The 16,474-nt window shown below is 72.1% G+C and carries 19 protein-coding genes and 1 riboswitch; of the genes, 11 read left to right on the top strand and 8 right to left on the bottom strand.

Annotated elements, in window-relative coordinates; genetic code table 11:
* The first annotated feature begins 169 nt into the window (after positions 1 to 169).
* From ACIBK1_RS17280 to ACIBK1_RS17270, 3 genes are all read left to right on the top strand, one after another.
* Positions 170 to 616, top strand: coding sequence for a hypothetical protein (locus ACIBK1_RS17280; protein WP_396735982.1), 447 nt, complete (start codon positions 170 to 172; stop codon positions 614 to 616).
* Between the two features lie 223 nt (positions 617 to 839).
* The gene (locus ACIBK1_RS17275) at positions 840 to 1,739 is read left to right on the top strand and encodes an alpha/beta fold hydrolase (protein ID WP_396735979.1); all 900 of its coding nucleotides are present in this window, start codon (positions 840 to 842) and stop codon (positions 1,737 to 1,739) included.
* A gap of 22 nt (positions 1,740 to 1,761) precedes the next feature.
* On the top strand, positions 1,762 to 2,568 hold the full coding sequence (locus ACIBK1_RS17270; RefSeq protein WP_396725202.1) for a MerR family transcriptional regulator: 807 nt from the start codon (positions 1,762 to 1,764) through the stop codon (positions 2,566 to 2,568).
* Between the two features lie 27 nt (positions 2,569 to 2,595).
* On the opposite strand, the gene ACIBK1_RS17265 is transcribed toward ACIBK1_RS17270, so the two are convergent.
* The 4 genes from ACIBK1_RS17265 to ACIBK1_RS17250 all read right to left on the bottom strand — a co-directional run bounded on the left by ACIBK1_RS17265 (position 2,596) and on the right by ACIBK1_RS17250 (position 5,910).
* Positions 2,596 to 2,943, bottom strand: a complete 348-nt coding sequence (locus ACIBK1_RS17265) for an ArsR/SmtB family transcription factor (protein ID WP_030511152.1) — start codon at positions 2,941 to 2,943, stop codon at positions 2,596 to 2,598.
* A 114-nt stretch (positions 2,944 to 3,057) separates the two neighbouring features.
* Positions 3,058 to 3,738 (bottom strand): CHAP domain-containing protein, encoded by a 681-nt coding sequence (locus ACIBK1_RS17260; protein WP_396735976.1) that lies wholly within the window; start codon positions 3,736 to 3,738, stop codon positions 3,058 to 3,060.
* A 14-nt stretch (positions 3,739 to 3,752) separates the two neighbouring features.
* A riboswitch (cyclic di-AMP (ydaO/yuaA leader) is annotated at positions 3,753 to 3,886 on the bottom strand.
* A gap of 198 nt (positions 3,887 to 4,084) precedes the next feature.
* Positions 4,085 to 5,260 (bottom strand): sensor histidine kinase, encoded by a 1,176-nt coding sequence (locus tag ACIBK1_RS17255; RefSeq protein WP_396735973.1) that lies wholly within the window; start codon positions 5,258 to 5,260, stop codon positions 4,085 to 4,087.
* A complete protein-coding gene (locus ACIBK1_RS17250; RefSeq protein WP_030511149.1) occupies positions 5,257 to 5,910 on the bottom strand; it encodes a response regulator transcription factor in 654 nt (217 codons plus the stop codon). Before ACIBK1_RS17250 ends, ACIBK1_RS17255 begins: the two co-directional genes overlap by 4 nt.
* 156 nt (positions 5,911 to 6,066) lie before the next feature.
* On the opposite strand from ACIBK1_RS17250, the gene ACIBK1_RS17245 reads away from it, so the two are divergent.
* Genes ACIBK1_RS17245 through ACIBK1_RS17230 form a run of 4 tightly spaced genes read left to right on the top strand, consistent with a single transcriptional unit; the run spans position 6,067 to position 9,636 of the window.
* Positions 6,067 to 6,594, top strand: coding sequence for a hypothetical protein (locus tag ACIBK1_RS17245; RefSeq protein WP_396735970.1), 528 nt, complete (start codon positions 6,067 to 6,069; stop codon positions 6,592 to 6,594).
* A complete protein-coding gene (locus ACIBK1_RS17240) occupies positions 6,591 to 7,655 on the top strand; it encodes an efflux RND transporter periplasmic adaptor subunit (RefSeq protein WP_396735967.1) in 1,065 nt (354 codons plus the stop codon). The genes ACIBK1_RS17245 and ACIBK1_RS17240 overlap by 4 nt, the downstream gene beginning before the upstream one ends.
* Positions 7,652 to 8,443 carry an ABC transporter ATP-binding protein gene (locus ACIBK1_RS17235; RefSeq protein WP_081903902.1) on the top strand — a complete coding sequence of 264 codons (792 nt, stop codon included), beginning with the start codon at positions 7,652 to 7,654 and terminating at the stop codon, positions 8,441 to 8,443. Before ACIBK1_RS17240 ends, ACIBK1_RS17235 begins: the two co-directional genes overlap by 4 nt.
* Positions 8,440 to 9,636: an ABC transporter permease gene (locus ACIBK1_RS17230; RefSeq protein ID WP_030511145.1), complete on the top strand. Its 1,197-nt coding sequence runs from the start codon at positions 8,440 to 8,442 to the stop codon at positions 9,634 to 9,636. The genes ACIBK1_RS17235 and ACIBK1_RS17230 overlap by 4 nt, the downstream gene beginning before the upstream one ends.
* 4 nt (positions 9,637 to 9,640) lie before the next feature.
* Here the strand turns inward: ACIBK1_RS17230 and ACIBK1_RS17225 are convergent, their stop codons facing one another.
* Positions 9,641 to 10,993 (bottom strand): serine hydrolase domain-containing protein, encoded by a 1,353-nt coding sequence (locus ACIBK1_RS17225; RefSeq protein ID WP_363425607.1) that lies wholly within the window; start codon positions 10,991 to 10,993, stop codon positions 9,641 to 9,643.
* 127 nt (positions 10,994 to 11,120) lie between these two features.
* Positions 11,121 to 12,068: an adenosine deaminase gene (gene add, locus ACIBK1_RS17220; protein ID WP_396735962.1), complete on the bottom strand. Its 948-nt coding sequence runs from the start codon at positions 12,066 to 12,068 to the stop codon at positions 11,121 to 11,123.
* Positions 12,069 to 12,187: 119 nt separating this feature from the next.
* On the opposite strand from add, the gene ACIBK1_RS17215 reads away from it, so the two are divergent.
* Positions 12,188 to 13,027 carry a helix-turn-helix domain-containing protein gene (locus ACIBK1_RS17215; RefSeq protein ID WP_030511142.1) on the top strand — a complete coding sequence of 280 codons (840 nt, stop codon included), beginning with the start codon at positions 12,188 to 12,190 and terminating at the stop codon, positions 13,025 to 13,027.
* Between the two features lie 73 nt (positions 13,028 to 13,100).
* Entirely contained in the window at positions 13,101 to 13,712 is a 612-nt protein-coding gene (locus ACIBK1_RS17210) for a dihydrofolate reductase family protein (protein WP_396735958.1), read from the top strand.
* Here the strand turns inward: ACIBK1_RS17210 and ACIBK1_RS17205 are convergent.
* Positions 13,696 to 14,190 carry a winged helix-turn-helix transcriptional regulator gene (locus ACIBK1_RS17205; protein ID WP_036408444.1) on the bottom strand — a complete coding sequence of 165 codons (495 nt, stop codon included), beginning with the start codon at positions 14,188 to 14,190 and terminating at the stop codon, positions 13,696 to 13,698. The genes ACIBK1_RS17210 and ACIBK1_RS17205 overlap by 17 nt on opposite strands.
* Positions 14,191 to 14,278: 88 nt before the next feature.
* Here ACIBK1_RS17205 and ACIBK1_RS17200 point away from each other — a divergent pair, with 88 nt between their 5' ends.
* Positions 14,279 to 14,980: an SDR family oxidoreductase gene (locus ACIBK1_RS17200; RefSeq protein WP_363532066.1), complete on the top strand. Its 702-nt coding sequence runs from the start codon at positions 14,279 to 14,281 to the stop codon at positions 14,978 to 14,980.
* Positions 14,981 to 15,016: 36 nt separating this feature from the next.
* A complete protein-coding gene (locus ACIBK1_RS17195) occupies positions 15,017 to 15,442 on the top strand; it encodes a tautomerase family protein (RefSeq protein WP_030511138.1) in 426 nt (141 codons plus the stop codon).
* Positions 15,443 to 15,527: 85 nt separating this feature from the next.
* On the opposite strand, the gene ACIBK1_RS17190 is transcribed toward ACIBK1_RS17195, so the two are convergent.
* Positions 15,528 to 16,472, bottom strand: a complete 945-nt coding sequence (locus ACIBK1_RS17190) for an alpha/beta hydrolase family protein (protein ID WP_396735955.1) — start codon at positions 16,470 to 16,472, stop codon at positions 15,528 to 15,530.
* Between the last annotated feature and the right edge of the window lie 2 nt (positions 16,473 to 16,474).

Raw genomic sequence — 16,474 nt, 5'->3', positions numbered from 1 at the left:
GCTGTCTTACCGGGAGCCTCACCTCACCCCAACTCCTCCGGCCGCCTGCCTCCTGCGCCCATCCTGACCAGCATGATCAGGATGAAAATGGCTCAGTGAACCCAGCGATCATCAGAGCCCTGGCGGCGCCGGCCGCAAGCAGTGCAGCACCTCTTGCGATGCTGGAGTCATGACCGATCTTGAGCCTGTGGATCTGGAGTTGCTCGCTGGGTTCGCCGCGAGGATCGATCCGCTCATGCAGGACGTCCTCGCCGGTGAGGATGTGGAACAGGTACGCGGCTTCGTCCTCGAAGCAGCGTGGAACTGTACGGAGCGGCCGTACTTCGAGCACCTGTGGGGGGTAGGCGGGCTCTACCGCGCCTGGATGGAAATCGACGACATCCTCGACGGCTGGCCCGTCGACTACGAGGCCGACACCGATGCCCTGGCCATGCGCGAGTTCAGACTCGCGGCCCAGGAGTGGCTGGACATGCCGCGGACGGAGACCGGGTTTCGGGACTACGTGCATCGGTGGGAAATGCGGGTAGCGGAAGACACCTGGCCTGCATCCGGAGGAGTCCACTGGCGGCAGCGGCTGGCCTCGCCCGGCGATCGCGACGACTCTCGCCGACCTTGAGCTTTCACAACCTGACCGTACGTACGCGACGCCTTCCGCAATCCCGACGAACTTCTCGCGGTGGCGCTTCCGCGCCGGATCGGCCGATAGGAGCAGGCGGCAAACGGGCCGCGCTCGCGCCTGTCCCGTCATAAGCAGGCCGGCCCCGGATCAGTCTCCGACCGGCAACTGTTTCGCCGTGCCGCTTGACCCTGACGCTGGGTCAGTCTCTCAGCATGGCGGCATGACCACGGAAACCAGAGCGATCGAGGCCGGCGGCTCGCGCAGGCCGTACGGCGAGCACGACGACGAAGGAGAGCGGGCCGGAAGAGGCGACACAACGGCGCGGCACTTCACGATCGAGCACGACGGTGTCACGATCCCGGTGTCGCGCGGCGGCCGCGGACACCCGCTGCTCCTGTGCCCGGGGCTGAACTCGACGCAGGCCGACCTGCGTGAGCTGGCCGAGCTGCTGCGGCGCGACCACGACGTGGTGACCTTCGACCTGCGGGGCCACGGCCTCGCCTCGGCCGCCGGCCGATACTCCTTCGAGGCCTTTCTCGGTGATCTGGCCGCGGTGATGGCGGAGCTGGGACGCCTCGGCCTGTCCGCGGCGCCCGTGCTGGTGGGCTACTCGCTGGGCGCCGACCTGGCCGTGCACTACGCCTCCGAGCATCCTGACGCCGTCGCCGGGCTCGTTCTCATCGACGGGGCCAACCCGGTGCCGGAACCGTTCGTCACCGAGGCCGTCCTGCCGGAGTTCCGCGCCATGTGGGAGGGGCTGGCGGCGCGGCAGGAGGCCGAGCGGGACACCGCACGTCAGGTGGTGCTCACCGCACAGGAAATCCTCGACCTGAACCTTGAGATCGATGCGGTCCGGTCCGAGATCCTCGACCGGTACGCAAAGATCAACCGGCCCATCACAATGATCATGTCGGCCTCGATGGCCGGCGACGACGGCGCGGGGCACGCGCCGCGGTTCAACCGGATCTGGCGGGCCGGGGTCGAGCGGCTCGTCCGCGTGCACCCGCACATCGCCACGTCCTGGCTCGACGCCGACCACCGGTTGGTCTTCACCCATGCCCCGCAAATCGCGCAGATCATCCGCAGTGGAGAAGGCCCACCCGGCCGGGTGGCCTCGTGAGCGGCTCCTGGAGACTGGTCTGATGCTGACCATCGGCGAGCTGGCGTCGTACGCCGGAGTGACGGTGCGCGCGGTGCGGCACTACCACGCCAAGGGGCTGCTGCCTGAGCCGGAGCGGGACCACTCCGGCTACCGCAGATACGACGCCGGCGCCGTGGTCGAGCTGATCAAGATCCGGACCCTTGCCGAGGCCGGGGTCCCGCTGGCGCGGGTGCGGGAGCTGCTGCGGGCCGGCGAGGAGGAGTTCGCCGCCGCGGTCGCGGACATCGACAGGCGGTTGCGGGCGGAGATCCGGGAGCGGCAGCGGCACCGCGAGCGGATCGCCCGGCTCGCCTCGGGGGACGGCCTCGCGCTTCCCGTGGAGGTGGTCGAATATCTCGACCGCCTGCGGGCGCTCGGGGTCGACGAGCGGATCGTCCGGGCCGAGCGCGACGGGTGGATCCCGCTGGCCGCGCACTCACCCGCGCGAGTCCCCGCGTGGATGGCACGCAAGCGGGAGCAGATCGAGGACCCGCGCCTCGTCGACTTCTACCTCACCCTGAGCCAGGCCCTCGACCGGGCCGACGACGACCCGCGGCTGGTCGAACTGGCCGACAGGCTGGCCGCCTACCTTACGGATATGGCCGACGAGCGGGGCGAGGACTACGTCGACGACACCGAGATGGCGTCACCGCTTGTCACGCTGATGGACAGGCTGGCGTTCGACACGGTGCCGCCGGCGCGCCGGCTGATCGAGCTGCTGGAGCAGCGCGGCTGGACGGGCTGGACCAAACTCGCGCGCGTGGCCCCCAGATGCAGGCCGGTCTCCCGGGGCGCGGCTCCCCGGTAGCGCCGGCCCGGAGGCGGCGCGCACGGCTCACGGACGGGCGTCGTCCCGGAGGCGGCGCTCCCGCTTTCCACGCGCGAGTTCGGTGCCCAGGGCGTCCAGGCGCTGGTTCCAGAAGCGGCGGAAGTGGTCGAGCCAGGTGTCGACCTCGTGGAGCGGCGCGGGGTCGACGGCGTACAGGCGCCTGGTGCCCTCGGCCCGGACCGTCGCGAAGCCGCTCTCCCGCAGCACGCGCAGGTGCTGGGACACCCCCGGCTGGGAGATCCCGAACTCCTCCTGCACGATCGCGCCGATCTCCCCGGCGGGGCGCTCGCCCTCCGCGAGAAGTTCCAGGATCCGGCGGCGCACCGGATCGCCGAGGACGTCGAACGCGTGCATGCCGCCAGGCTCGCAGCTCACGCTTGTACCGGTCAATTCGGCAGGTGCCGGGCGCTCCCGGGTGAGACGGCGAAGCGCGCCGGGATCACCGGCGCGCCTCGGAGCTGTCGTGCCTCAGGAGGAGGCGGAGGCGGAGACGTCCCCGGGGTACATCGGGTAGCCGTAGCCCGCCACCTGCGAGGTGGGACGGGTGCGGACCTCGACGGCGCCACCGTCGCCCGTGTTGCCCTCGATAGTCTGGATCGTTCCGTTGCCGTTGTCCTTGACGACGAACCCGACGTGCTGGATGTCGTCGATGTCCTCGCTGCCGCTCCAGCTGAAGAACACCACCGCGCCCGGCTTGGGCGTGTGGCCCCAGCGGCCGTGGTCGGCGAACCACTGGGCGTGCTCCACGGTGTAGGCGTCGGAGCCCATCACCGGTCCGATGCCGAGCTGCTGGCCCACCCAGGAGACGAACATGTCGCACCAGGGGGCGTTGAGGTAGTCGGTGAGCGCGCCGCCGTCGCGGGCGAGGGTCTCGCGGGCGCGGGGCGTGGACATGTACCAATGCTGGAACTTGGTGCCGCCGCCCTTGGCGTTCTCGCTGATCCCGACCTGGCTCCTGGCCAGTTTCAGCACGTCCATCGAGCTGATCTTGGGCAGCCGGGAGGCGGTCTCGGCCATGGACTGCGCGGCGGCCGAGCCCTTGCCGGTCGCCGGGTTGTCCGCGTGCGCAGCCGGCGACGCGATCAGCAGGGCCGAGGCGAGGGCCCCGCCGGCGACGGCAGCGCGAACACAGGTGTTGAGGACGTGCATGGTGGGGCGTACTCCCTTGCTTCCATGCCGCCTACCGGGTTAGCTGACGGGTTCGGGCTGGAAGTCGCCCTACGGCACGCATGCCGATTCACCCCAGGAGAGGTGGGTCCCCGGCTCCGCGCGGACGCGGACTCGGCGGCCGGGCGGCAGACCGGGATCGGCCGGCCGCTTCGGTCTGAGGAGGGCTTCTTGACCATTGAGATGAGCAAGTGCACCCTGAGCTGCCTAAAAGGTAATAGACCAGGTCAGACCGGTCAAGTTAGAACAACACACATTTTACTGTGCAGTAGGCGGCAAACCGGGCGTCGCCGGGTAGCGGCGCATGGGGATCAAGGGAGGACCCGGCTCACCGCGGCAGGCGTACGGTCACCGCCAGGCCGCCCTCCGGCCGGGCCAGCGCCTCCACCTCGCCGCCGTGGGCCACGGCGATGGCCCGGACGATGGACAGGCCCAGCCCCGCCCCGCGGGCGGAGCGGACGCGGTCGCCGCCGAGCCGTCGGAACGGCTCGAACAGGTCGTCCACCTCGTACGGCGGAACGGGGGGCCCGGTGTTCTCCACCGTCACGCTCACCCCGGCCTCGTCCTCCCGCAACCGGACCCAGACCTCCCCGTCCCGCAGGTTGTACTTGATCGCGTTCTCCAGCAGGTTGAACAGGCAGCGTTCGAGGAACAGCGGATCTCCGTGCGCCACCGCCGGGCGCAGGTCCTCGTGCACGACCACCTTCCCGCGGCGCGGCTGCAGGTCGATCTGCTCCATCGCCGTACGGACGACCTGCCGCAGGTCGATCGGCTTGCGCGCGGTCACCTCCTGCTCCGACTGCGCCAGCATGAGCAGGCCCTCGATCAGCCGTTCGTACCTCGCGTTGGTGCCGAGCAGCGCGCGGGCCAGCGCCTTCAGGTCCTCCGACGCCGCCGGCTCCTCCAGCGACACCTCCAGGACCGTACGGTTGATCGCCAGCGGGGTGCGCAGCTCGTGGGAGGCGTTGGCGATGAACCGGCGCTGGGCGTCGAACACCCGGTGCAGCCGGTCGAGCATCGCGTCGAAGGTGTCGGCGAGCCGCTTGACCTCGTCCTGCGGGCCGCGCAGCGCGATGCGCTCGTGCAGCGTGCTCTCCGACAGGCGCTGCGCGGTCTCGGTCACCCGGTCGAGCGGGCGCAGCGCACGGTCGGCCACCAGGTAGCCCAGCACCACCGCGACGACCCCGACCAGGACCATGACGACCACCGACGAGCGGAGCACGTCGCTCAGCACGTCGGCCGCCCCCTGCTCGACGTTGGTGCGCACCCGCTGGGCGAGCATGTCGCCGTCGGGCAGCGTCGTTCCCATGACGGCCCCAGGGGTGCCGATGCCGGTCACCTTCGACGCCACCGCCACCACGAACCGCTGGTTGAGCGCCCGCGCCGTCAGCAGGTGGGTGAACCACAGCAGCACCGACCCCGCCAGGAAGAACAACCCGCCGTACAGCAGGGTGAGCCGCATCCGCAGGCCGAGCCTGCTCCACAGGGACAGGGCACGGGTCACAGCCGATACCCCCGGCCCGGCACGTTCTCGATCACCGGCGGCTCGCCCAGCTTGCGGCGCAGCGAAGTGAGCGTGACGCGCAGCACGCCCGTGCCGGCGTCGGCGTGCTCGTCCCAGACGTTCGCGCGCAGCCGGGCCGAGGTCACGAGCCCTCCGTCGGCGCGCAGGAGCTCGTGCAGCACGTCGAACTCCTTGCGGCCCAGCGCCACCTGCCGTCCGTCGCGCGCCACCGTACGGCGGGCGGGGTCGAGCCGGATCCCGGCCCGCTCCAGCACGGGCCGCACCGCCCGGGGCGAGCGCCGGGCCAGGGCCCGGATCCGGGCCACCAGCTCGGCGAACGCGAACGGTTTGACCAGGTAGTCGTCGGCGCCCAGGGACAGGCCGCCGACCCGGTCACGCACCCGCCCGGCCGCCGTCAGCATGAGAATGCGGCTCGCCCCACTGGCCGTGACCAGCTCCCGGCACACCTCGTCGCCGTGCACCTCGGGCAGGTCGCGGTCGAGCACGACCACGTCGTAGTCGACGTAGGCGGCCAGCTTCAGCGCCTCCTGACCGTCGTAGGCCACGTCCACCGCGATGGCGTGCAGCCGCAGCCCCCGGGCGACGGCCTCGGCCAGCTGTTCCTCGTCCTCGACCACGAGCACCCGCATTCCAACCTCCCGCTCGGCTCCGAGACTGGCGCAGGCGGTGTTAGCCGCGGATAAGCCGGGCTCGCTTATCCGCGTTTAGCACCGCCTCCGCTGGAGTTGGGCCCCGTCCCGGGCGGACGCCCCGGACGAGAACGAGCGACAGAGGAGGAACGACCCATGCGCTTACGACCGCTACGGGCCGTGGGGCTCACCGTGGGGCTCGCACTGGCACTGGCCGGCTGCGGCACGGCCCCCGCGGACGACGGGATCGCCAGCGCGGGCGGCGCCACGCCAGGCGGCGGCGCCACGGCCGGGCCGTCGGCGTCGGCCCCGGCGGACCGCCAGGAGGCCCAGCTCAAGTTCGCCCAGTGCATGCGCGAGCACGGCGTGGACATGCCCGATCCCGGTCCGGACGGCCGCGTCCGCATCATCGGCAAGAAGGGGGACGAGGCCTCGATGCAGAAGGCCATGCAGGCCTGCCAGCACTTCATGAAGGACGCGGTCGGCGACAAGCTCGGCGGCGACGATCCCGAGGTGCGCGACCGGATGGTCAAGTTCGCCCAGTGCATGCGCGAGCACGGCATCGACATGCCCGACCCGGCCCCCGGCCAGGGCATCCAGGTCAAGATCAAGCGGGGCCAGGAGAAGGCGATGGAGGAGGCGCAGAAGGCCTGCGAGGAGTTCGCGCCCGGGAGGAAGCAGTGAGGAAGGGCCTGGTGATCGCGGGCGCCGGCGTTCTCGCCTTGGCCGCCGCGGGAACGGCCGTCGCCGTGTCGGGCGGCGACGGCGCGGGCGCGGCCGAGCCGTCCCCGCCTCCCGTCCCCGCCACCGCGTCGATCGCGCGTCAGGACCTGGTCGACACCAAGACCGTGGAGGGGGCGCTGACCTACTCCGGTGAGCGGCAGGTCAGCACCGACGCCGCCGGCACCGTGACGTGGGCCCCCGCCGAGGGCGCGGTCGTCCGGCGCGGCCGCGCGCTGCTCAGGGTCGACCGCAGGCCGGTGGTCCTCATGTACGGATCGCTGCCGATGTACCGCCCGCTGCGGCAGGGCGTCGACGACGGCCCGGACGTCGAGCAGCTCGAACGCAACCTCAAGGTCCTCGGCTACGGCGACGACCTGACCGTGGACGACCACTTCAGCTACGCCACCCATCTGGCCGTCAAGGAATGGCAGGACGACGCCGGGCTCCCCGAGACCGGGCAGGTGGACGCCTCCCAGGTGGTCTTCCTGCCGGCCGCGGCCCGGGTCACCGACGCCAAGGTCGAGGTGGGCGACAGGACCACGCCCGGACGTCCGGCCCTCACCGTCTCGGGCGTACGGCGGCTGGTGCACGTGGACCTGTCCACCGACGACCAGTCGCTCGCCAGGAAGGGCGCCAAGGTCACCGTGGAGCTGCCGGGTGGCGAGCGGGTCACCGGGAAGATCACCTCGGTCGGCACGGTGGCCGAGACCGTCTCGTCCGGGCAGGGCCAGGACGACGGCAGCACCATCGACGTCGACATCACCCTGGGCAAGACGCCGAAGACCCGCCTCGACAGGGCCCCGGTCGAGGTCGAGCTGGTCAGCGAGCGGCGCGAGAACGTGCTGGCCGTGCCGGTCGAGGCGCTGCTGGCCCTGCGCGAGGGCGGCTTCGGCGTCGAGGTGGTCGAGGGCGCGTCCACCCGCGTGGTCCCGGTCGAGCTCGGCGCCTTCGGCAGCGGCATGGTCGAGATCACCGGCGCCGGGCTCGCCGAGGGCATGAAGGTCGGGGTGCCGGCCACATGAGCGTCCCGCAGCCCGAGCAGCTCCGCGTGGTGGAGCTGCGCGAGGTGACCAAGGAGTACGGCGCAGGCGTGCGGGCCCTGCGCGGCGTGGACCTGCTGGTCGAACGCGGTGAGCTGGTCGCCATCGCCGGGCCCTCCGGCTCGGGGAAGTCGACCCTGTTGCACCTCATCGGGACCCTGGACCGGCCCACCACGGGCACCGTACGGATCGCCGGGCACGACGTGGCCGGGCTGTCCGACCGGGAGCTGTCCGCGCTGCGCGCCCGCCACCTGGGCTTCGTCTTCCAGCAGTTCCACCTCGCGCCGGGGGTGAGCGCGCTGGACAACGTCGCCGACGGCCTGCTCTACACCGGCACGCCGCTGCGGGCGCGGCGGGAACGCGCCGCCGCCGCGCTGGAGCGGGTGGGCCTCGGCCACCGGCTGGGCCACCGGCCCAACCAGCTGTCGGGCGGGGAGCAGCAGCGGGTGGCGGTGGCCCGCGCCGTGGCGGGCGACCCGCCGCTGCTGCTGGCCGACGAGCCGACCGGCAACCTGGACTCGGCGGCGGGCGCCGAGGTGCTGGGGGTGCTGCGCGACCTGCACGCCGCCGGCACCACCATCGCGGTCATCACCCACGACCCCGAGATCGCCGAGTGGTGCCCGCGCCAGGTGCGCGTACGCGACGGCCGGGTCGTCGCCGACGCCGGGGCCGGCGCCGGACGCCGCCCTCCCGGACCCAACCCGAAGCGCACCCCTGACCCGGCGCCGGACGCCGAAACAGCGGGAGCGGCGAAGGGAGCACCACGATGACCCGTCAGCGGCTGACCCCGGCCAGGCTCGGGCCGTCCGACGTCCTGCGGACCGGCGCGGCCGGGCTGCGCACCCGCCCCGCGCGGGTGGTCCTGTCCGCGCTCGGCATCGCCATCGGCATCGCCACCATGATCGCGGTGCTGGGCATCTCGTCCTCCTCCCGCGAGCAGTTGCTGCGCCAGCTCGACCGGCTCGGCACCAACCTGCTCACCGTCGCGCCGGGGCAGACGGTGTTCGGAGAGGAGGCCAAGCTGCCCGTGGAGGCGCTCGGCATGGTCCGGCGCATCGGGCCGGTGCGCACGGCCTCGGCCACCGGCACGGTCGACACCACGATCCGGCGCACCGACCGCATCCCCAAGGCCGTGACCGGCGGCATCGCCGTCCAGGCCGCGACCGCCGACCTGCTCACCACCCTGGAGGGCCGGGTCGTCAAGGGCGCCTGGCTGAACGCCGCCACCGAGACGCGGCCCGCCGTCGTGCTGGGCGCCAAGGCCGCCGAACGGCTCGGCATCACCAGGACGGGCGTACAGGTCTGGATGGGCGAACGGTGGTTCACCGTCGTCGGCGTCCTCGGCGCGATGCCGCTCGCCCCGGAGATCGAGCGCTCGGCGCTCGTCGGGTTCCCGGCCGCCGAGAAGTACCTGGGCTTCGACGGTCACCCGACGACCGTCTACGAGCGGTCCGCCGAGGAGTCGGTGGAGGCCGTACGGGCCGTGCTGCCGCGCACGGTCAACCCGGAGAACCCGGAGGAGGTCACGGTCAGCAGGCCGTCGGACGCGCTGGCGGCTCGGGCGGCGGCCGCGAGCGCGTTCACCAACCTGCTGCTCGGGCTCGGCGCGGTCGCGCTGCTGGTCGGCGGGGTCGGCGTGGCCAACACCATGGTGATCTCGGTGCTGGAGCGGCGCAAGGAGATCGGCCTGCGCCGCTCGCTGGGCGCCACCCGGGGCCAGGTGCGGCTGCAGTTCCTCGCCGAGTCGCTGCTGCTGTCGGCGCTCGGCGGGATCGCGGGGGCGGCGCTGGGCGGCCTGGCCACCGCCGGCTACGCGCTGTCGCGCGGCTGGCCGCCGGTGGTCCCGCCCTGGGCGTTCGCGGGCGCCGTCGGCGCCACCCTCGTCATCGGCACCCTCGCCGGTCTCTACCCGGCGATGCGCGCGGCCCGTCTGTCGCCGACGGTCGCGCTGGCCACCACCTGACGGGTCACCTCCAGCCGGCCGGGTCGACGCCGCCCGGCACCGGGGCCGCCGGGTCGTACGGCTCACGCGTGAAGACGAACGTGTTGAGGTCGAGGTGGGTCACCCCGCCGGGGGAGTGGACCACCCGCAGGGTCTCCCCGGCGTAGTAGCCGTCGAGCCCCACCCAGGTGCCGTCGGCCCGGGCGGCGAACCGGGAGGCCCGGCCCTGCCCGCTGACCGGGGTCAGCGACAGGCCCCGGTGCGGCAGGACCCGCAGCACGTACGGCGTCGGCCCCCAGTACCACGGCCCGGTCAGCGCCAGCAGGTCCTCGTCCACCGGGGACGGCGACCACTCGGCCGGCAGCGGCGGCTCGTGCTCGGCCAGGATGTCCAGCAGGGCCATGTCGAGGTTGCGCACGCCCGAGGTCGTGTTGGCCATCCACAGCACGGCCACGCGGTCGGCGGGGTCGGCCCACACGGTGGCGAGGAAACCGGGCATCGACCCGGTGTGGCCCGCCAGCCGCCGCGGGCCGCCGGGCCCGGTGTGCCGGGTGAGCTGGAGGCCGAGCCCATAGCCGCGGGTCCAGGCGTCGCCGTCCTCGACGACGGCCGGCTCGCGCATCTCGGCGACCGTGGCCGGGCGCAGCACCTCGCCGGTGTCGCCGCCGATGAAGGCCGCCCACCGGGCCAGGTCGGCGGCCGTGGACCACATCTGCCCGGCCGGGGCCATGGCGCCGTGGTCGTTCTCCGGCTCCGGGAGCAGCGCGTCGGCCCACGGGTGCACCGCGTACCCGGTCGCGTGCGGCGCACGGGGGCGCGGCGTGGTGTCGCGCATGCCGAGCGGCTCCAGCACCTCCTCGCGTACGACCTCGTCCCACGGCGCCGACCGCTTGCGCGCGACCAGCTCGCCGAGCAGGCCGAACCCGAGGTTGGAGTAGTGGTAGCGGCGGCCGGGCCGATGCCGCGCGGACTCGGGGCCGAGCGCGGCGATCAGGTCGCCCACCGCCACACCCGGGGTGCGCTCCCACCACTGGCCGGGAGACTCGGCGGTCAGGCCGCCGCTGTGGGACAGCAGCTGGGCGACCGTGACGTCGCCCAGCGGTGTGCCGGGCACGTGCTTGTCCAGGGGGTCCAGCAGGTCGAGCCGGCCCTCGTCGCGCAGCCGCATCACCACGGTCGCCACGAGGGTCTTGGTGATGGATCCGATGCGGTACTGGGTGTCCCGCGTGGGCGGCTCCCCGCCGACCCGGCCGCGCGCCCCGAACCAGGCGATCTCGCCGTCCCGCACGATCGCCGCCACCACCGACGGCACCCGCGACTCCGCCTGCTCGGCCGCCAGCCTGCGCAGCAGTGCGCGGGCCGTCCCCTCCAGCACCATTCCGGTCGTCCCCTTTCCGTGATCCGCACCAGGCTAGCGTTCCGCCGCCCGCACGGCCCAGGAGTCGGCCCCGTGATCGGCACAGCGCACGCATCGTCTCGGGAAGGCGGTGCGGGGGAGCGGGCTCTCAGCCGCTCAGCCAACGGTCGATCGCGGCGCCGATCTGTGCCTTCACCTCCGCGGGCGCGAAGCCGCACTCGACCGAGGCGCGGGCCAGGTCCGCCAGTTCCGCGTCGCTGCATCCGAAGATCTCCCGCGCGCGCTGGTATTCCGCCGCCAGCGACGTCTCCCCGTCCGTGTTCAGGGTGACCGTCATACCGGCCTCGACCAGGCGCGGCAGCGGGTGCTCCGCCAGCGAGGGGACCAGCCCGAGCAAGACGTTCGAGGAGGGGCAGACTTCCAGCGGCACGCGGCGCCCGCGCAGCTCGGCCACCAGATCCGGATCCTCCAGGACGCGGATGCCATGGCCGATCCGCTCCGCGCGCCCCACCGCCAGGGCCTCCCGGACGCTCGCCGGGCCCGCCGTCTCCCCGGCGTGGTGCACCAGGTGCACCCCCGCCTCGCGCGCGGCCTGGAACACCTCGGCGAACGGCGCCGCCGGGTAGGCCTCGTCTCCCGCCAGGCCGACGGCGATCACCTGCGGGTGCCGGGTGGCCAGCTTGAGACTGCGCCACAGCCGGTCGGCGGGACGACGGCGGGAGTGGTCCAGGATCACCCGGGTCTGGATGCCGTACCGCTCAGCGCCGGCCGCGAGTCCCTCCAGCACGGCCTCCAGCGGCATGTCCGGATCGCCGAGACGCTCGCCGTGAGCCGCCGCGGTGAAGGTGACCTCCGCGTAGCGAACGCCCTGGGCCGCCTCGTCCTGGCAGAACTCCTCGGCGATGCGGCGGAAGTGCCCGTGGTCGCGCAGCAGCGCGCGCACCCTGGCGCGTTGGTCGGCGAACTCCCTGAAATCGCTGAACGGCCGGTCCTGGACCGGCGGCTCGCCTCCCAGCTCGCGGATCGTCGCGGGACGGACGGTGCTCTCCAGGTGAGTGTGCAGGTGAGCCTTGGGCAGCAGGCGGAGGTCTCTCACCGGCAGAACCCTAGGCAATCGGCGCCCGCGGCGCCTACACGATTTCGAGCGCGGCGACGGCGCCCACGACGCACCCGGACTCCCTCGTGAATCGGGCTCTCGTCGGCCAGACTGAGCGCATGGAATACGTCGGCCGGGTCCCTGCGCCGCCGCTCGACCGATTCATCGACGACATCTACTGCCTGACCGGAGTGCCGCGACACCGCCGGATGAACGTGCCGCCGATGCCGTCGGCACACCTGTTCGTCAACCTGGGCGAGCCTGCCCGCCTGTGGGATTCCGACCCCTCGGTGCCGCCGGCGATGCTCAGCGATGGATGGTTCATGGGTGTCTGGACCAGGCGTTTCCTCTTCGAGTTCCCCGCACGGGTGCGGCTCGTCGGGGTGCACTTCAAGCCATGGGGGTTGTCGCCGTTCGTCACTATGCCGGCGACGGAGTTACGAAACCGATGGGTGCCGGTCGACGATGTCTGGCAACGGTCGGTGGAGCGGATTCGCGATCAGATCGGCGACATCGCATCGGCCGCCGAGACACTGCGGGTGGTGGAGGAGGAGCTGCGATCGCGATTCGCCGAGGCGGGGCGCGGTCTCGACCTGGTCCGGCACACAGGCGAGCGCCTGGAGACCTCCTACGGCGCGGTCCCGGTTCGTGCGCTGGCCGAAGACGCCGGGGTGAGCGGCAATCACCTGGCCACTCAGTTCACGTCCCATGTCGGGGTCACCCCGAAGCGGGTAGCGCGAATCTACCGCTTCGCGCAGCTGATCCTGTCCGTGGACGCCCGGGGGCCGGTCGACTGGGCGGGGCTCGCACAAACGGCGGGCTACTTCGATCAAGCCCACTTCGGCAGGGAGTTCAAGGACTTCACCGGCCAGACCCCGACGCAATATCTGGACCTGCGGCGCCGATTCCCCGCCGAGCTAGGGTTCCCACCGGACAACGGTCCGATGCCCGCCGATTGATTTTCTACAAGCCCTCCCGGCCCCGCGACCGACAAGCTCAGGGTGAATGCGCAGGGAGTCCTAAGGAGGGCCGGTGGGCACAGTGATCATGCACAACGTGGTGTCGGTGGACGGTTTCATCGCCGACGAGAGCGACGACGTCGGGCCGCTCCACGACTGGTACTTCAACGGGGACACCCCGATCCGCCAAGGCGGCGACCAGCAGTACGACCATTCCGGAACCGGTAGCGACTTCATGGTCTCGCGAGCATCGGCGGAGTACGTCCGGCCGATATGGGAGTCGATCGGCGTGATCGTGATGGGCCGCCGCCTGTTCGACCTGGTGAACGGCTGGGAGGGCCGCCCGCCCGCGGGCGACCACGTGATCGTGGTGTCCCACCGCCCCAGGCCCGAGGGCTGGCACCCCGAGGCGTCGTACCACTTCGTCGATGGCGTGGCGGCCGCGATCGACAAGGCCCAGGAACTCGCCGGGGAGCGAACCGTCGCCGTGAACGCCGGCGACGTGGGCGGCCAGATCCTCGCGGCCGGTCTCGTGGACGAGGTGGCGATGGACGTGGTGCCCGTGGTGCTGGGATCGGGCAAACGCTACTTCGGCAGCATCGACGGGCCGCATCCGCTGGAGGATCCTCATGCGGTCGTCCAGGGCGACGGAGTGCTGCACCTGAGGTTCAAGGTGCGCCGCTAGCCGCGTCCCAGGCGGGGTGCACCCGGATCTCGATGTCGTCGCACGCCGTCTCCGGCGCCTGTTCGGCGCTGACGCGGACCTGTATCGGACGGCCGGTGGCGGCCTCGACGAACGACAGGGGCGGGCGGCCGTCCTGCAGGTGCCTGTCGCCCCACTGCATCAGCGACAGGAACACCGGCAGCAGGTCTTCGCCGGCCTCCGTCAGACGGTATTCGTCGCGGGCCCGGCTCCCCGGCTCCCGATAGACGACGGGCGCGACGATCCCCGCGGCCTTCAGCTGTTTGAGCGCCCGCGACACCGCGGGCGCCGAGGCACCGACCCGGGTCACGAAGTCGTCGAACCGCGTTGTGCCGTAGAAGCATTCGCGGACCACCAGGAACACCGTCTTGGTGCTGAGCAGGTCCAGCACCCGGCCGGCCGAGCATCCGTCGCCGATGGACCACGCGTCCCGGTCGCTCAGCCGTTCCTCGAACTTCATCGCCACTCCGGCATTGTAGCTAACGCTTGCGTTAGTCAGCAGGGTGTGATGCAATCTCGCTAACGAAGTCGTTACTCAGGGGGACGTCATGGTCGCGGTGGCGGGCAGGGTGGTTGTGGTGACGGGGGGCCGGCGTGGACTCGGCGCGGCGCTGGTCGACGAGGTGCTGGCACGCGGGGCGCGAAAGGTGTACTCGACCGCGCGCTCGGCGTACGCCGACGAGCGTCCAGGGGTCGTCGGTGCCGAACTGGAGGTCCGCTCGGCGGCGTCTGTCGCCGCCCTCGCGGAGATCGCCACCGACACCGAGATCGTGTTCAACAACGCCGGGGTCCTGCTGCCCGCCCCGCTGCTGACGGGTGACTTCGAGGACGTCACCGTGACGTTCGACGTCAACGTCTTCGGGCCGCTGCGGATGGCGCGGGCCTTCGCGCCGATCCTGGCCGCGAACGGCGGGGGCGCGCTCGTCGACATGCACTCCGTGCTGTCCTGGCTGGCCGGCAGCGGCGCCTACGGGGCGTCGAAGGCGGCGGCGTGGTCCCTCACGAACTCGCTCCGGATCGAACTGGCGCGCCAGAACACCCAGGTCGTCGGTGTGCACGCGGGCTTCATCGACACCGACATGGTCTCCGACCTCGAACTGCCGAAGGCCGATCCGGCCGACGTGGCCGCGCGGATCGTCGACGGCCTGGAGTCCGGGGCCGCGGAGGTGCTGGCCGACGACGTCACGGTCGCCGCCAAGGCGGCGCTGTCGGGCCCCGTGGAGAACCTGACCTTCTCGACCGCCCGCTGAGACCGCATCCGCGCACTCAAGGAGTACCGAACCGCCATGCCGCTGTGGACCATCCATCACACGCCCGGGATCTTCACCGACGCGGAGAAGCACCGGCTCGCCGCCCGTATCGCCGACCACTACGAACAGATCGGGCTGCCCCGGTTCTACGTGGTCACGCTGTTCCACCAGACCCGGCCCGAGGACTTCTACGTCGGCGGGGAGCCCACCCCGGCCGGGGTCCGCATCACCGTCGACCACATCGCCCGCAGCAACCCCGACCGGGAGAGCCGGCGCCGGACCGCCCAATGGATCAAGAGCATGCTGCAGCCCCACCTCGAAGGGCACGCGGCGCTGCACTGGGAGTTCCACGTCGACGAGACCAGCGAAGACCTCTGGATGATCAACGGGATCGCGCCGCCTCCGGGAGGCTCCGACGCCGAGAAGCGCTGGGCCGCGAGCAACTCGGCGTCCCCCTACTGACCGCGCCGCCGGCCGGCCGGTGAGCGACCGCGCGCCCTACGCCGGTAATGAGCCGGGGGAGGGGCGCGGTGCGCCTGTCAGGGACTCATCGGGATTCGACGCGGCCCAGTGGTTCGCCGGCCTCCGCCAACGCGGCACGCGCCGCCGGCCAGGTGGAATCCCCGAGACCGAGGGCGGTGCGAAGGTAGGCCCACGTGAGACGCCTGATCAGGGCGACCCGCGCGGGGTTCTCGTCCGTGGTCTCCGTGACGTTGTAGCCGGAGATCCCGCCGAGCGAGTGTTCCGCACCGAACACAGTGAGCAGGCTCTTGCCGTGCGGGCTCTGGAAGTACGCGTCGGTGAACCAGTCCGGCCCCCGGACCGACAGCAGGGACTGGTCGCGGTCTCCCGCGACCACGAGGGCCGGTGTGGTCATCTCCGCGAAGCCCGGGTTCATGAACGGGAAGTGCTCGGCGGCGAACGGAGTCAGGTCGGCTCCTCCCGTGCCGGGGACGGCGAGCAGCACACCCGCCGTGATCCGCGGGTCCGACAGGTCCTCTCCCGGCTCGCCTTCCGCGCCGAGGACGCGCGCGCCCAGGAGCATGCTCGCCGTCTGGGCGCCCCAGGAGTGCCCGGCCACGGCGATGCGGCTCCGGTCGAGCCGCCCGGCGAGGCCGGGAACGGCGGCCTCGACGAACTCCAGCCCGTCGAGGACGCGCGTGAGGTCCTCGACGCGGAACCGCCAGATCAGCGGCGTACGGGGGTCGTCGGGAGAAAGGTTCAGCGTCCTCGAGTCGAGATGGGTGGGCTGGATCACCGCGAAGCCGTGGGCGGTCCAGAAGTCGACCAGCGGGGCGTAGCCGTCCATCGACTCCCCGAAGCCGTGCGAGAAGACGATGACCGGCAGTTCGTTTCCGGTCGTCGGCGCGGACACGCGTACGCGCAGGTCCTCGCCGCGGCCGGGGGCCGGCAGCACCACCGGCTTCACCGAGATGACCGGAGTGGGCGCGCCGACGTTCACATCGGTGGCCGCCATGCCTGCGTGCGTCATGG

It is taken from the genome of Microbispora rosea, assembly GCF_044460045.1.
GTDB classification, from domain to species: Bacteria; Actinomycetota; Actinomycetes; order Streptosporangiales; family Streptosporangiaceae; genus Microbispora; species Microbispora rosea.
This window is presented reverse-complemented; position numbering and strand designations above follow the sequence as displayed.

What these genes read in the sequence shown, in the direction of transcription:
- ACIBK1_RS17235 (WP_081903902.1), top strand. Translation starts at nt 7,652, where the DNA reads ATGAGCGTCCCGCAGCCCGAGCAGCTCCGCGTGGTGGAGCTGCGCGAG.
- ACIBK1_RS17280 (WP_396735982.1), top strand. Translation starts at nt 170, where the DNA reads ATGACCGATCTTGAGCCTGTGGATCTGGAGTTGCTCGCTGGGTTCGCC.
- ACIBK1_RS17195 (WP_030511138.1), top strand. Translation starts at nt 15,017, where the DNA reads ATGCCGCTGTGGACCATCCATCACACGCCCGGGATCTTCACCGACGCG.
- ACIBK1_RS17190 (WP_396735955.1), bottom strand. Translation starts at nt 16,472, where the DNA reads ATGACGCACGCAGGCATGGCGGCCACCGATGTGAACGTCGGCGCGCCC.
- ACIBK1_RS17270 (WP_396725202.1), top strand. Translation starts at nt 1,762, where the DNA reads ATGCTGACCATCGGCGAGCTGGCGTCGTACGCCGGAGTGACGGTGCGC.
- ACIBK1_RS17215 (WP_030511142.1), top strand. Translation starts at nt 12,188, where the DNA reads ATGGAATACGTCGGCCGGGTCCCTGCGCCGCCGCTCGACCGATTCATC.
- ACIBK1_RS17245 (WP_396735970.1), top strand. Translation starts at nt 6,067, where the DNA reads ATGCGCTTACGACCGCTACGGGCCGTGGGGCTCACCGTGGGGCTCGCA.
- ACIBK1_RS17265 (WP_030511152.1), bottom strand. Translation starts at nt 2,943, where the DNA reads ATGCACGCGTTCGACGTCCTCGGCGATCCGGTGCGCCGCCGGATCCTG.
- ACIBK1_RS17200 (WP_363532066.1), top strand. Translation starts at nt 14,279, where the DNA reads ATGGTCGCGGTGGCGGGCAGGGTGGTTGTGGTGACGGGGGGCCGGCGT.
- ACIBK1_RS17225 (WP_363425607.1), bottom strand. Translation starts at nt 10,993, where the DNA reads ATGGTGCTGGAGGGGACGGCCCGCGCACTGCTGCGCAGGCTGGCGGCC.
- ACIBK1_RS17275 (WP_396735979.1), top strand. Translation starts at nt 840, where the DNA reads ATGACCACGGAAACCAGAGCGATCGAGGCCGGCGGCTCGCGCAGGCCG.
- ACIBK1_RS17205 (WP_036408444.1), bottom strand. Translation starts at nt 14,190, where the DNA reads ATGAAGTTCGAGGAACGGCTGAGCGACCGGGACGCGTGGTCCATCGGC.
- ACIBK1_RS17250 (WP_030511149.1), bottom strand. Translation starts at nt 5,910, where the DNA reads ATGCGGGTGCTCGTGGTCGAGGACGAGGAACAGCTGGCCGAGGCCGTC.
- ACIBK1_RS17260 (WP_396735976.1), bottom strand. Translation starts at nt 3,738, where the DNA reads ATGCACGTCCTCAACACCTGTGTTCGCGCTGCCGTCGCCGGCGGGGCC.
- ACIBK1_RS17230 (WP_030511145.1), top strand. Translation starts at nt 8,440, where the DNA reads ATGACCCGTCAGCGGCTGACCCCGGCCAGGCTCGGGCCGTCCGACGTC.